General features: G+C 70.9%; 13 protein-coding genes. 6 read left to right on the top strand and 7 right to left on the bottom strand.

Annotated elements, in window-relative coordinates:
- Positions 1–96: 96 nt before the first annotated feature.
- The 3 genes from CHC05_RS19600 to CHC05_RS19610 form a co-directional block, all read right to left on the bottom strand.
- Positions 97–801 (bottom strand): hypothetical protein, encoded by a 705-nt coding sequence (locus tag CHC05_RS19600; RefSeq protein WP_179266275.1) that lies wholly within the window; start codon positions 799–801, stop codon positions 97–99.
- A 117-nt stretch (positions 802–918) separates the two neighbouring features.
- Positions 919–2,157 carry a M50 family metallopeptidase gene (locus CHC05_RS19605; protein WP_089250851.1) on the bottom strand — a complete coding sequence of 413 codons (1,239 nt, stop codon included), beginning with the start codon at positions 2,155–2,157 and terminating at the stop codon, positions 919–921.
- A 22-nt stretch (positions 2,158–2,179) separates the two neighbouring features.
- A complete protein-coding gene (locus CHC05_RS19610) occupies positions 2,180–3,736 on the bottom strand; it encodes an alpha/beta fold hydrolase (protein ID WP_089250853.1) in 1,557 nt (518 codons plus the stop codon).
- 193 nt (positions 3,737–3,929) lie between these two features.
- On the opposite strand from CHC05_RS19610, the gene CHC05_RS19615 reads away from it, so the two are divergent.
- A complete protein-coding gene (locus CHC05_RS19615) occupies positions 3,930–5,105 on the top strand; it encodes an aldose epimerase family protein (protein WP_089250855.1) in 1,176 nt (391 codons plus the stop codon).
- On the opposite strand, the gene CHC05_RS19620 is transcribed toward CHC05_RS19615, so the two are convergent.
- Positions 5,095–6,207, bottom strand: a complete 1,113-nt coding sequence (locus CHC05_RS19620; protein ID WP_245871057.1) for an FAD-dependent oxidoreductase — start codon at positions 6,205–6,207, stop codon at positions 5,095–5,097. The two genes, CHC05_RS19615 and CHC05_RS19620, sit on opposite strands and share 11 nt — an antisense overlap.
- 23 nt (positions 6,208–6,230) lie before the next feature.
- Here CHC05_RS19620 and CHC05_RS19625 point away from each other — a divergent pair, with 23 nt between their 5' ends.
- Positions 6,231–6,950, top strand: coding sequence for a TetR/AcrR family transcriptional regulator C-terminal domain-containing protein (locus CHC05_RS19625; RefSeq protein WP_089250857.1), 720 nt, complete (start codon positions 6,231–6,233; stop codon positions 6,948–6,950).
- Between the two features lie 8 nt (positions 6,951–6,958).
- On the opposite strand, the gene CHC05_RS19630 is transcribed toward CHC05_RS19625, so the two are convergent.
- Positions 6,959–7,165, bottom strand: a complete 207-nt coding sequence (locus tag CHC05_RS19630) for a hypothetical protein (RefSeq protein WP_089250859.1) — start codon at positions 7,163–7,165, stop codon at positions 6,959–6,961.
- Between the two features lie 149 nt (positions 7,166–7,314).
- On the opposite strand from CHC05_RS19630, the gene CHC05_RS19635 reads away from it, so the two are divergent.
- The 3 genes from CHC05_RS19635 to CHC05_RS19645 all read left to right on the top strand — a co-directional run bounded on the left by CHC05_RS19635 (position 7,315) and on the right by CHC05_RS19645 (position 10,028).
- Positions 7,315–7,731: a hypothetical protein gene (locus CHC05_RS19635; protein ID WP_144022678.1), complete on the top strand. Its 417-nt coding sequence runs from the start codon at positions 7,315–7,317 to the stop codon at positions 7,729–7,731.
- A gap of 94 nt (positions 7,732–7,825) precedes the next feature.
- On the top strand, positions 7,826–8,428 hold the full coding sequence (locus CHC05_RS19640) for an RlpA-like double-psi beta-barrel domain-containing protein (RefSeq protein ID WP_089250864.1): 603 nt from the start codon (positions 7,826–7,828) through the stop codon (positions 8,426–8,428).
- Between the two features lie 7 nt (positions 8,429–8,435).
- The gene (locus CHC05_RS19645) at positions 8,436–10,028 is read left to right on the top strand and encodes a GDSL-type esterase/lipase family protein (RefSeq protein ID WP_089250866.1); all 1,593 of its coding nucleotides are present in this window, start codon (positions 8,436–8,438) and stop codon (positions 10,026–10,028) included.
- On the opposite strand, the gene CHC05_RS19650 is transcribed toward CHC05_RS19645, so the two are convergent.
- Together CHC05_RS19650 and CHC05_RS19655 are read right to left on the bottom strand one after the other, a co-directional pair.
- Positions 10,025–11,926: a hypothetical protein gene (locus tag CHC05_RS19650; protein WP_089250868.1), complete on the bottom strand. Its 1,902-nt coding sequence runs from the start codon at positions 11,924–11,926 to the stop codon at positions 10,025–10,027. The genes CHC05_RS19645 and CHC05_RS19650 overlap by 4 nt on opposite strands.
- 6 nt (positions 11,927–11,932) lie before the next feature.
- Positions 11,933–12,946, bottom strand: a complete 1,014-nt coding sequence (locus CHC05_RS19655; protein WP_089250870.1) for a DUF808 domain-containing protein — start codon at positions 12,944–12,946, stop codon at positions 11,933–11,935.
- A gap of 81 nt (positions 12,947–13,027) precedes the next feature.
- On the opposite strand from CHC05_RS19655, the gene CHC05_RS19660 reads away from it, so the two are divergent.
- Positions 13,028–13,690 carry a hypothetical protein gene (locus tag CHC05_RS19660; protein WP_089250872.1) on the top strand — a complete coding sequence of 221 codons (663 nt, stop codon included), beginning with the start codon at positions 13,028–13,030 and terminating at the stop codon, positions 13,688–13,690.
- The last annotated feature ends 64 nt before the right edge of the window (positions 13,691–13,754 follow it).

Here is a 13,754-nt window from a genome sequence, read left to right on the forward strand (position 1 = left end):
CCTCCCCACCCGTACCCCCTGTGGGTCAGCCTGCCCTGCTCATCGCCGACGTTCAATGTCAGATCTTGTACGGATATCGCCGACGCGATTGGAGCGTTACAGGCCCGCGGGGAAGGTGTAGGTCGCCGGCGGGCTGGTCTGCTGGGTGGCGGTGCCGTAGACGAGTGCGATCTCGTCGTGGGCGTGCAGCACGATGGCGGCGGGGTCGCCCTGGACCGGCAGGCCGTTCACGTACGCCTGCAGGACCTTGTCGTTGCCGGCCTGGAGGCTGCCGAGGTGGTCAGCGGCCAGCGACACGTCCCACTCCGTGAAGAACTGACCCAGGCTGAACTCGGCCTGCACCGGCGACTCGACGTGGATCACACCGCTGGTGTCGTGGGTGTGCAGCGGGCTGAGCTGACCGGTGTTCTGGTCGATCCCGACACCCGCCGGGACCGTCACGGGCTTGCCGTCGACGATGACGTCCAGGTGCGCGTGGATGTGCACGACCTCACCCTCGTTGTCCAGCATCGGCAGCCCGGCCGCCTTAACCCGGGTGGTGGCGTCGGCCGGCGCCGCCCACGGCGGCGGGTTCGGGTCGCCCTGGGCGGTCGCAGCCGGCGTGGTGGGAATCCCGGACGCGGCGGCGGGGCTGGAGCCGCGGGTCAGGGTCACCGCGAGCACCACTCCAACCACAATGAGCACGACCAGCCCCACCATGCTGTACGAGAAGAGGTGCCGCCGCCGGCGGTCCCGCTTGTTGGCCGCCGCGAGCGCCTTACGGGCGGCCTCGGCACGCTTCTTCGCGCTTCCACTGGTCATGCGCGGACGTTCCCCTCGCTACGTCGCGCGCCGGCGGTCCCAGCGCGACGCTCAACGATGCGTCGGCCGCCTGAGAAAACCCGCCGAGCCACCTGAAAACTCGATGTGTGACCCCGGTCATCGGATGGTGATCGGGTTGATGACGTCCGCGGTGATGGTCAGGAGGGTGAAGGCGCCGCCGATCAGGACGACGGCGTAGGTCAGCGGCAGCAGTTTGTAGTAGTCGACTCCGCCCGGGTCCGGGCGGCCCCGGCGGGCCGCGACCCACGAGCGTGCGCGTTCGAACCAGGCGATCGCGATGTGGCCGCCGTCGAGGGGGAGCAGCGGCAGCAGGTTGAAGAAGACCATGAAGACGTTCAGGCCGATGAAGATCATCAGGACTGTCGACCACATGCCCAGGGACGCGGCCTCGCCGCCCAGGAGGCTGACGCCGACCACGCTGATCGGGGTCGCCGGGTCCCGCTCCTCGCCCGTGATGGACCGCCACAGGGCCGGCACCTTCTCCGGGATCCGCTTGGCCGTTTCCCACGTCTGGCCGGCCATCCAGCCGGTGTAGGTGGCCGTCGCGCCGAACGCGCCCGCCGGGCCGAAGGTCACCTCGCGGGGTGCGCTGACGTGCAGCGCCACGCCCAGGGCCGCCACTGTGGTCGGTGCGGCGGTCGGGTCGCTCAGCGGCGGCCGCAGCACCGCGCTCAGGTCCGCCCGCACGGTCCCGGCGCTGCCGTCTCGGACGTACGCGATGTCGGCGGGGCCCGGCCGGGTGTCCCGGAGGACGCGGAGCATGTCCGCGTAGTTGGCGATCGTCGCCCCGTTGATGGCGGTCAGGACGTCACCATCGCGCAGGCCCGCGGGGCGGGCCGGTGACACCGGGTCGCCAACAGCGCAGGCTCGCGCGGTGTCCGGCGTGACGCACTCGGTGAGCACGATCGCCGCCGGCTGAGCGCCGAACTGCTCGGCGGTCTGCGGGTAGGCCAGGTTCGGCACCCCCACGAAGGCCGCGGCGAACCAGAGGCCGGTCACGGCCAGTACGAACTGGACGGTCACCCCGGAGACCATCACGACGATCCGCTTCCACACCGGGAACCGCCACATGGCCCGATGCTCCTCGCCTGGATCGGCATCGTCGTCGTCCCGCGTCATCCCCGAGATCGTGCAGAAACCGCCGAGCGGGAGAGCCTTCAGGCCGTACTCGGTCTCGCCGCGACGCCAGGAGAAGACCGTGGGTCCATAGCCGACGAAGAAGCGCGTGACCCGCATCCCGAACCGCTTCGCCGACACCATGTGGCCGACCTCGTGCAGGGACACCGACACGAGGACGGCCACGGCGAACGCGATGGTGAACAGCACCTGCGACATCGCCAGAACGTACCAAGACGCGTTAGGGGAACGGGGTCTCGTCCGGCTGGCAGACGGACCCGGGCGGCGGCGTGACCAGGTTGACCAGGAAGTTCACCCGCGCCGCGTCCATGCACGCGCTCGGCACCTGGTAGCTCGGGTGCCCGTACCCGTCGAGGGTCAACAGCACCGCGTTGCCGAGTGCCTGTTCCGCGAACTGCGCGTTCTTGTACGGGCTGCCCGCGTCGTACACGGCGCTGAGCAACAGGATCGGCGTCTCGGTCCACGCGTCCCACGGGCCCGCGTAGCGGCTCTCGGTGCTGGCCGGCCAGTTGGCCGCGCACGGTGCCCACAGCCACCAACCCAGCACCGGCCCCCACAACCTGCCCGACTGGGTGAAGCGCTCGATCGCCTGCGGCCACTCCGACACCGGCAGCTCGGCCGGACCGTCCACACACGAGATCGCGGCTGACGTGGTCGAGGCCGTCATTCCCTCCGGGCTCTGCATGGCGGCCGCCGCCGTCTCCAGGGCCGAGGCGTCACCGTTGACGGCGGCCTCGAGGTCCATCGCGAACTGCGGCCAGGTCAGCGGCAGCCGCAGCGGTTGGAAAGTGGAGACCAGCAGGTCGCCGTAGCTGAGCTCGCCGGGCGGCGTCGCGTTCGGCGCCGGGATCGGAGCCTGGCGCGCCCGCTCGAAGAGCCCCTCGACGCGCTCGGCGACCGTCTCGCCGTGGCCGGCGAGAGCGCACGCGCCCGCTGCGGCGTTCTGGCACAGCTCGACGAACTGTTCGAAGACCTGGTCGGCCGAGGAGACGTTGTTGTCGGTGCGCACCTCGGCGCTGGCGGTGTAGTCGACCGGGTTGACGACCCCGTCGAGCATCATCGCCCGGATGGTGCCCGGGAACAGGTTCGCGTAGGTCTCGCCGATCATCGTCCCGTAGGAGATGCCGGCGTACGTCAGCTTGTCGTCTCCGACGAGCTCGCGCAGCCGGTCGAGGTCGCGGGCGGTGTCGGCGGTGGAGATGTGGCTCAGCAGGTTGCCGCTGACGGCACCGCACCGCTGGGCGAGCTCGGCGGCCTTCTGGGCGTACGCCTCGGACTCGGCCTGGTTGCTCGGAATGCTCACGCCGGCCCAGAACGCGTCCTGCTCGGCGTCGCTGGTGAAGCAGCGCACCGGCGCGCTCCCACCGACGCCCCGTGGATCCCAGCCGACGACGTCGAAGCGGCCGTCACCCCAGGCGTCGATGTCCGCCGCGCTGTTGCGGATCAGGTCGACGCCGCTCTGTCCCGGGCCGCCCGGGTCGGTGAACATCGATCCGATGCGCTGCTCGGGGTTGCTGGCGAGGCGGCGCATGACGGACAGCTCGATCTGCTCGCCGTTCGGCTCGGACCAGTCCAGGGGTACGGGCACCATGGCGCACTGGAACTCCGCTCCCAGGCCTTCGCAGCTCGTCCAGGCGATCGCGGGGAGGGTAGGCACCGCCGGCGGTCCGTCCGAACGCGACACGTAGTGCGTACCCGCCGCCAGCAGGCCGGCGACGGCGAACGCCGAGGCCGCGCGGAGCTGAAAACGCGCGCGTTTGAGTAGCGCCAAGGCCATGACCCACCCCGTCCCCCGATGACCAGACTCCACTCAGGCTAACTAGCGAAACTTCCTCACTATCGGTCTTTTGCCGCATCCCGGGCATCGATCAGCGGGATGAAATCGAATGTATGCAATCGTATTCATTGAGAGTACGGTATGGACGCGCCCCTTCCCCCGGGCAGTCCCGACCGCAGAGCGGAGGACAACCATGCGCCATCGGACTCTCTTGCACACCGCCATCCGGGTCAGCGCCTTGGCCGCGCTCGCCGTGACGGCCGGCGCCTTCAACGCGGTCCCGTCGAGTGCCAGCGACCGCTCTACGATCAACAAGGAGTTCTTCGGCACGACCCCCGCCGGTGAACGCGTCGACCGCTACACGCTGTCCAACGGGCGGATGCGGGTGCGCATCCTGACCTACGGCGGCATCCTGCAGACCATCGAGACCCCCGACCGGCACGGCCGCCTCGGCAACGTGACCCTGGGCTTCGACAACCTCGCCGACTACGTGGCCCGCAGCCCGTACTTCGGCTGCATCACCGGTCGCTACGCCAACCGCATCGCGGCCGGGCGCTTCACCCTCGACGGAGTGGCCTACCAGCTGCCGATCAACAACGCGCCGAACAGCCTGCACGGCGGCACGGTCGGCTTCGACAAGCACGTCTGGGCCGCCACACCTCTTCGGAATGCCGACAGCGTCGGCCTGCGGCTGACGTTCACCAGCCCGGCCGGCGACCAGGGCTATCCGGGAACGCTGCGGGTCACCGTCACCTACACGCTGACCGCGGACAACGGCATCCGGATGGACTACCGCGCCACCACGGACGCGCCCACGGTGGTCAACCTGACCAACCACGCGTACTTCAACCTGGCCGGCGAGGGCTCGGGCAGCATCGAGAACCACGCGCTGCGGCTCAATGCCCGTCGCTACACGCCGGTCGACGCCACCCTCATCCCGACCGGCGCCATCGACCCGGTCGCGGGCACGCCGATGGACTTCACCCGCGCGACCCCGATAGGCGAGCGCATCCGCGACGGCTTCCCGCAACTGGTGATCGGCCGGGGCTACGACCACAACTGGGTCCTGGACCGGCGCGACACCTCGTACACGAAGCTGGAGCTCGCCGCCCGGGTCGACGACCCCGACACGGGCCGCGTGCTCAGCATCCTGACGACCGAGCCCGGCATCCAGTTCTACTCGGGCAACTTCCTGGACGGCACGTTGGTCGGCACCAGCGACCGCATGTACCGCCAGGGCGACGGGTTCGCGCTCGAGACGCAGCACTACCCGGACTCGCCCAACCAACCGACCTTCCCGTCGACCGAGCTGCGCCCGGGCCAGACGTACCGGAGCAGCACGATCTACCAGTTCGGCGTCAGTCGGTAAGTGCCGGTTCCGCGGACCGCGGCGTGAAGAAGCGCACGAGGTCTTCCGCCGCGGTCGCGGACAGCATCATCGCGTGCACCCGGGCCGACATCTCGGCGATCGGCTGGATCCGGGCGAACATCGCCTCCTCGTACGACCGGATCGCCGCGTCCGGGTCGGTCGGGTTCGCGGCGAGGGCGGCGGCGAGCTCGGCGCCGTCGAGCATGGCCTGGTTGGCGCCCTCACCGACCGGAGGCATCAGGTGCGCGGCGTCTCCGATGAGGGTGACGCCGCTCCGGCCCGGCCAGCGCGTGCCGGTCGGCATCGCCTCGACGGTGCGCGTCGTCACCGGGCCGTCGCCGGCCTCGATGAGCGCGGTGACGCGCGGGCTCCAACCGTCGAACAGGTCCAGCAGCGCACGCTTGTCGTCGAACTGTCGATGCCGCCCCTTTAAGGAGATCCCGACGCGTACGCGGCCGTCGCCGAGGCGCTGTGCGGACAGGACCTGGTTGACGCCGACGCACCACAGGTTGCCGGCGCCGACCAGCTCGGCCAGCTCCGGCCGGACGTCGCTGATCTCCAGGTCGGCGTGGGTGGACCGATAGGACGGTTCGGTGTCGGTGAGCAGCCGCCGGACGACCGAGCGGGCGCCGTCCGCGCCGACGAGGATGTCGCACTCGGCGCGGTGTCCACTGTCGAAGGTCAGCGCCCAGCCTCCGTCGGGCCGGGGCGTGGCCCCGGTGAGGCGGCGCTGCCACGTGACCGTGTCGTGGGGGAGTGCGTCGAGCAGCAGGTCGCGCAGGACGGTGCGGTCGATCTCGGGCCGGCCGTCGAAGGAGCCCGGCCGCGGCTCGTGGTGCACGAGGGTGCGGCCGGCCGGGTCGAGGATGCGGTGCTCTTCGCCCTCGGGTCGCGCCTGCGACCGGAACCGGTCGGTCAGGCCGGCCTCGGCCAGCGCCCGCTGACCGGACTCCGGGTGCAGGTCGAGCATGCCGCCCTGTGACCGCGCGGTCCGGTCTGTCTCACGTTCGTACACCGTCGCCTCGATGCCGTGCCGGTGCAGGACCCGGGCCAGCGTCAGGCCGCCCAGGCCGCCGCCGGCGATCGCGATTCGCATGTCCATGACCTTAGCGTACGCTGTATCGCATGGATACGCCGTACGCTAACGTCTGGGAGCGGCCCGAGCCCCAACCGCGGGCGGCGCCGGTGCCGTTGACCCGCGCGAAGATCGCGGCCGCGGCGATCCGGCTCGCCGACGCGGACGGCCTCGACGGCCTGTCGCTCCGCAAGCTCGCCAACGACCTCGGTGTCGGTCCGATGCGGCTCTACGACTACGTGGGCAACAGGTCCGAGCTGCTCGATCTGATGGTCGACGTGGTCTACGCCGAGATCGCCGGCGCCGGCGCCGTCGCTGTCCAGCCGCCCCAGTGGCGCGCCACGGTGCTGGCCATCGCCCGCGCGACCCGGGCCGCCGGTCTCGAGCACGAGTGGTTCGCCGACCTGATCGGCGGCCGGCCACACCTGGGGCCACACGCGCTCGCCGTCGGCGAAGCGACCTCGGCGGCGCTCGACCAGGCCCCCGGCGTGCGGGGCATCGACGACCTGCAGCGGGCCGTGGGCACCCTCAACGCCTTCGTCATCGGCGCGCTCCGCCGCGAGGTCACCGAGCGCCGCACCTACCGCTCGACCGGCACCGACGAGGCCGCCTGGCAGCGCAGCCTCGGCCCCTACCTCGTCCGCATGCTCGACACCGGCCGCTATCCCACCATCGCCCGACTCGTCGTCGACGGCGCCCACCTCGACCCCGCGGAAACCTTCGAGCGCGGCCTGGCCACGGTGCTGGCCGGCGTCACGGGCGCGCGTTAGCGACCTGCTCAGAAGGTCAGCGGCGCCGGCGGGGTGTCGAGCACGTCGCCGGGTCGGATCTCCGCGGTCCCGGCCGCGACTGTCACGCGGTAGCCCTGCACGCGCGCCCAGTCCAGCACCTGCTGGTCGGGCGGGGTGAGGACGATGTCGGTCTTGCCGTCGTTCATCGCGATCAGTGCCTTCAGCAACCCGAGATCGGGCGTCCAAGTCAGCATGGTCCGATCATGCCCAGCGGGTCCTGTGAGTGGGATCGGCCGGCGAGATCGAGGGGTTGCCGTGGCGGCTGACGCCCTGACCGCCAGCCGAACACCCGACCGGTGATCGTCCATCCGGCCAGTTGATGGGCGACAGTTCAATGGTCGGCATGGAGGTATCGGACAGCCCCGTGAACCGCGACCTGCTGGCCTACCTCCGGGCCAACGCGACCCGGGGGACCGGCGGCCCGTACGAACAGGACGGTTGGCAGCTGCACACCCACCCCGACCTGATCGAGCGGCTGGGTGAGATCGCGCGCTCGGACCGGGCGGTGGTTCCGTTGTACGGCTACGTGGTGCTCGAACAGCGCGGCGTCGCGGTCGTGGCCGCGATCAGCATGCACCACCTGCTGTTCCGGCTGCCGACGCCGCCGGACGGAGTCGAGGCCGCGTCGCCGATCGACCCGCTGTGTGACCGGGGCTGGCACGCGGTGCACGCGTGGGCCTCCGACCTTGGGCGCCTGACCCGCCTCGTCAAAGAGGCCCGCCAGCACGGAAACACGCTCGCGGCGCGAAGCGAGAGTTAAGGAACATTTAGGAATGTAAACCAATCCGTATGAACCGCCCCGGACGTACCTACCGTTGCTGCAACTCGGCAGCGGAACGTGCGAGGAGCGATGTATGTACAGGACGACCGGCCGGGGACGGAAGCTGATCCTGGGGGGCGCGGCGGCGGCCCTGCTCGCGGGCGGGTTGGCGGTGACCGGGTTGAGCAACGCCGGTGAGAGTTGTGCCGGCCTCGACACCGCGCTGCGCAACAACCTGAACTTCATCGCCGACCAGCGCGCCAACCCGGACGTCCAGTCCGAGGCGCGGATCGCCAACCGGCAGGCCGTGGTCGACCTCATCCAGCAGCGTCGCGTCACCGCCGGCTGCACCGCCAACGTCGTAGCCGACCCCGTCAAGGCGCCGCCGGCCAAACCCGCTGCCGCTCCCACCACCAAGGCGCCGGCCGCCGGTGGATCGGGCACCGGCGCCGGGGTCGTCTGCAAGGGCTCGACCGTCACCTTCTTCAACGAGAACGCCGGGCCCGCCGCGTCCAGTGGCACGTTCCCGATCGGGACCCGGCTGCGCGTCACGAACCTGGACAACAACAAGAGCACGACGGTACGGGTGACCAGCCCGTCAGGCAGTTGCGTCCTGCTGAACAACGCGGCCTACGAGACGGTCCGCGAGCCCGGCAAGAACCTGATCCGGCGCGCCCTGATCGAGCGGGTGGGCTGACCGCGCCATGAGGAAGAGCATCCTGGCCGCGGCCGCTGTCGCCTCGGTCGTCGCCGGCGGCCTGTGGCAGCCCGCGTTCGCGGACACCACCCCGTCGGCGGCTCTTGACGGCTTTACCGGCACCTGGGCAGTGGCCCCGCACTCCAGCGGCGCCACGTTCAACCGGCAGACGATCCGGCAGATCGTGCGCACCAGCATCGGCGGCAGCGCGGCGCGGATCCGCCTGTCGAACGCGTTCGGCAATCAGCCGCTCACGATCGCCAACGTACACCTGGCGAAGCGCACCTCTGGCTCGTCCATCGACGCCGCGTCCGACCGGGCCGTGACGTTCGGCGGGGCCACCCAGACCACGATCCCGGTCGGCGGCAGCGTCGTCAGCGACCAGGTCGCCTTCGCCGTCGGCGCGCTCACCGACGTGGCCGTGAGCTTCTACCTGCCGGCGGCCACCGGCAATGCCACCGCCCACGACTACGGCTTCCAGACCAACTACGTGGTCGCCGGCAACGTGGCCGGCAACGCGACGTTGTCGAGCCCGCAGAACCGCGGAAACTACTTCTTCCTCACGAACCTCGACGTGCAGAACGCTAATGCGGCCGGGGCCGTGGTCGCGCTCGGTGCGTCCATTACGGACGGTGTGTCGTCGCCCGACAACGCGAACCGGCGCTGGCCCAACGATCTGGCCGTCCGGCTCAACCAGTCCGGGCGTACGGTCGGCGTGCTCAACCAGGGCATCGCCGGCAACGGCCTCGTCGTGCCCGCCACCGGGCAGACCGCGTCGGTCCGCTTCGACCGCGACGTGCTCGCGCAGGCCGGCGTCAAGTGGGTCATCTTCTCCGACAACCCGCTCAACGACCTCAGCAACAGCCGCGGCAGCGTCACCGGCGCGCAGCTCATCTCCGCCACCACCCAGCTCATCACCCGCGCCCACCAGGCCGGCGTGAAGTTCCTGTGCTCGACCCTGACGCCGTTCCAGGGCGCGGGCGGCTGGACGCAGGCGGGCGAGACGGGCCGGCAGGCGTACAACGCGTTCGTCCGCGGCGGAAGCAGCGGCTGCGACGGGGTGATCGACCAGGACGCGGCGACCCACGACCCGGCGCGCCCGACCTGGTTCCTGCCGGCCTACGACAGCGGCGACCACCTCCACCCGAACGAGGCCGGACTGCAGGCCATCGCGAACGCGGTGAACCTGACCCTCTTCGATGCCACGGGTACGCCGCCCGCGAGCACCGTGGTCTCCTACCGCGCCCGCGCCAACGGCCTGGTGGTCAGCACGTCGGGCACGACATTGGTCGCCAACAAGAGTTCGGTCGGCGGCGCCGCGGAGCAGTTCGACCGCGTCGACCTGGGCGGCGGGCGGATCGCCCTGCGCGCCCGCGTCAACGGCAAGTACGTCACCGCGCCCAACGGCGGTGCGGGAGCACTGATGGCGAACGGCACCGCCGCGGAGCCGTTCGACGAGATCCGCAACTCCAACGGAACGGTCACACTGCGCGCGGTGGTCAACAACAAGTACGTCTGCGCGGACAACGTCGGCGCCGCACCCCTCATCGCCAACCGCACCGCGATCGGCCCATGGGAGCAGTTCGACCAGCTGTCTTAGGTTGTGACGGCGGACAGGGCCGCGGTGGCGAGGCCGCGTGCTTCGTCGTCTTCGGCGATGCCGCGCCAGCCTCCACTATGGATAAAGCGTTCGTCCTGCTCGACGGCTTCGCGCAGCAGAGGCGCGAAGCCGGCGGCAGCCCTGCCGATGCTGCTGAGACATTGCAGCGCCCGGCGGCTGACCGGCAGTTGACGGTCGTGCCGCAGCGATTCGAGAGCCGCCCCCAGGACGTCCAGGCACAGCGTCGGGTCGCCGGTTATCCGGTAGTGGGCGAAGCCCAACTCGACGCTGTTCCAGGTGGGGTGTTGCTGCGGATCGGCCGCCAGCCGTCGTTCGATGCCCGGCGCGTACCGGGCCGCCAGCGGCCCGAGGTCGCCGAGCTGCCGCACGGCCTGCCCGCTGTGCCGCTCCGTGTCGAGAAGTCCTTCGTGGGCGAGGAACGGATCCGGGTCGCCAGTGATCCGGAACAACGCCCAGGCGGCTGCGGCGGCACCGCGCCCGTCGGAGCGGGCCACGGCGGTCAACGCCGGGCGGGCGTCAGCGGCCGCCGGGCCGAGTCCGCCCAGGACGGTGCACGCCAACTGGGGATGGTCGGAGCCGAGCATCCGCGTCAACTCCGGCAGCGCGGGCAGTGCCGCTGCCTCGAAGGCGCTGAGCACCTGAGTGAGGTGGTACGCGGTCGGAGTGGCCCCGTCGTTGCGCAGCCGCCACCGGATGGCGGGCACGAGCTCGGCGGCGTGTGCGGCCATCGGCAGGCAAACATCCGCCGCGCTGGGGTCGTCCCCGTCCAGCCAGTAGAAGTCTTCGGGGTAGTGCGTCGAACCCATGCGGAAGACCTCCGGGTCGCGGCGCAGCGATCGCGCGACCACCGGAACCGCTCGAGAGTCACCCCACCGTGCCAGAGCCCAGGCGGCCATCGTTCCGGTGCGGCCGGGTTCGTCGATCAGTGTTGCGACGGCGTCCGACCAGGGGCGACCGGCGTCCCCCGTCGCGGCGAGCAGATGCAGAACGGCGGCATGTATGGCGGGCGGCCCATCGAGAGCGGCCGCGAGGTCGGGGGCCAGTTCGGCCGTCGCCGATCGCCATCTCAACATGACGGCGCCAACCTCGGCGAGTTCCCCCGGCTCCCGCGTCCGGACCGCCTGGCCGATCGCGGTTCGAGCCAGCGCCGTCCGGGGCACGCGGTCGAAGCCGATCTCGCGGCCCAACCAGTTGACGGTCCGCTCCGGAGAGGCGTTGGCGTACGCGGCGACCAGCTCCTCCGCCCGTGCGGCCGCGCGGCTGATCCTGCGGGCGGCGACCAGGTACGTGAGTCGTCGCGGATCACCTGGGGGAGGGGTGTTGTCGGCCAGCCAGGCGGCCGCGACGCTCCCGCCGACGGTGCCCAGCGCGAGCACGTAGTCCGCGGGATCCGCCTCGCCCGGGATTCGGCGAATCAGCTCATGGACAACGTCGTGGGCCCGCTCGCCCAGCTCGACCAGAACCTCGACGACGCTGTGCCGGATGGCCGGATCTGGTTCGTCGAGCAGCCCGACCAGGCGATCGAAGGCGGCCAGCAGCGCGGCCCGGCAGGTCTGGGCAGCAGGCTCCGACTTCCACGGCTCGCGCATCTCGTTGTGCAGCGCGGCGAAGCAGGACAGCAGGTCCAGGATGTCGGGCCGGCCAGGGACCGCGGGGTCTGTCGCGAAACGAATCAGGAACGGCACCACCGCGGCGCCCGCGGAGTAGACCTCCCCGCCCTGGTGGTATACCGCCGCGTCGAGGTCGCCGAGAGCGCCGCCACTCGTCGCAGGGTCCGTCATCGCGGCGAGCCAGCGCGGGACGTCCTCCGCCGACCCGTACGCGTGGTCGAGTGCCGACCAATCGATCTCGGACACCCCGTCGAGCAGTTCAGCCACTCCCCACTACGCCTTCGGGTCGGCCACGGTGGGAGTTTCGGTCGCGGCCGCCGGTTCCTGCTCCGTGCCCGCGTCGGTGTGCTCGGCCTTGTCGGTTGACTTGGCTCGGTGGAACGTCACGCTCATGAGGGCCACGATCAGCGCGCCCACGATCAGGCCGACGATCGCGCTGGCGAGGGTGTTGACCAGCCAGCCGACCACGCCGCCGAGGGCGCCCGTGGCGTCGTGGGCCGCCTCCTCCAGGTGGTGCACCGCCTCGTACACGGCGTGCAGTCCGAGCTCGTCCGCACCGACCAGCAGGATGTGGCCGCCGACCCAGAGCATCGCGGCCGTGCCCACGATCGTCAGCACCGCGAGGACCCGGGGCATCGCCTTGACCAGGCCGCGGCCGAAGCGGGCGACGGCGGCGCCGGGGAGCTGGGACAGGCGCAGGCCGACGTCGTCCATCTTCACGATCAGGCCGACCGCTCCGTACACCAGGACCGTCATGGCGATGGCGACGATCACCAGGATCGTCAGGCGGGCCACGAACGACTCGTCGGCGACCTCGTTCAGCGAGATCACCATGATCTCCGCCGACAGGATGAGGTCGGTGCGGATCGCGCCGGAGACCAGCGTCTTCTCGTCCGGCTGGCGTTCCGCGGCCTCGCCGTGCGCGTCATGGTGCGCGATCTTGGCCCAGACCTTCTCGGCGCCCTCGTAGCACAGGTAGGCGCCGCCCAGCATGAGCAGCGGGGTCAGCAGCACCGGGAGGAACTGGCTGAGCACCAGGATCACCGGCAGGATGATCAGGAACTTGTTGCGTAGCGAGCCCAGCGCGATGCGCTTGATGATCGGCAGCTCCCGCGATGCCGCCAGGCCGCGCACGTACTGCGGGGTGACGGCCGCATCGTCGATGACGACCCCGGCGGCCTTCGAGCCGGCCTTCGCGGCGGCCAGACCGACGTCGTCGATCGACGCGGCCGCCGCCCGCGCCAGGACCGCCACATCATCCAGCAGTGCCGCCAGGCCAGCGCTCACCGAAGCTCCTTCGCAATCGACGGGTACGTGTGAGGGACCATTCTCGTCGGCCACCGCAATACGCGCAGGACTGGGGGACGAATGAGCTGGTTGGCGGGTTCGAGAACGTCGTCGTCGGCGGCCGGACCGTTGGACAAGTGGCTGAAGCCCCGGCGGAGCCTGTCCTGGCGGCCCAGCGCGAACCCGATCGACCGGCCGGTGCCGAAGCTCGGCGGGCAGCCGGTCTGGCTGGACGAGCCGTTCTGGCCGGTGTCGGCGCAGTTCGGGATCCCGATGACCTTCGTCGGACAGTTCCCACTTCCCGGCCCGGAGCCGCGGATGAGCTACCTGTTCCTGACCCAGGACGAGCTCTACCTGGCGGCGACGTTCATGGCCGAGGGCGGCGAGAACGCGCTGCTCGTCCAGCCCGGCGGCCGCATCCCGTCGTTCGTCGAAGGCGTGGCCGAGCGGACCGGGCCGACGCTGTGGCGCCGCGGCGACCAATGGGAGGACCGCGTCCCGGTCGAGCTCGAGCTCGACCTGGGGCCGCGGAAACGGGGCTCGCACAACTATGTCGGCGGGAAGCCGAGGATGTGGCAGGAGTGGGACGACGAGCTAGACGCCTCGTGGCGGTTCTTCTTCCAACTCGACCACGGGGACGGCTGGGACGGCGACGCGTTCGCGCTGAACCTCGGCGGCGGTTCCGGGTACGCGTTCCTGAGCGCGGACCAACGCGAGGGCCGCTTCCTCTGGGACTGCGTCTGACCCGTGCTGGGGGTCCGCCCGGTTGGTCGACGACGGGCGGGCAAGACGCCAGACCCGAGTGGCC

The sequence above is a fragment of the Asanoa hainanensis genome (assembly GCF_900188485.1).
GTDB lineage: Bacteria > Actinomycetota > Actinomycetes > Mycobacteriales > Micromonosporaceae > Asanoa > Asanoa hainanensis.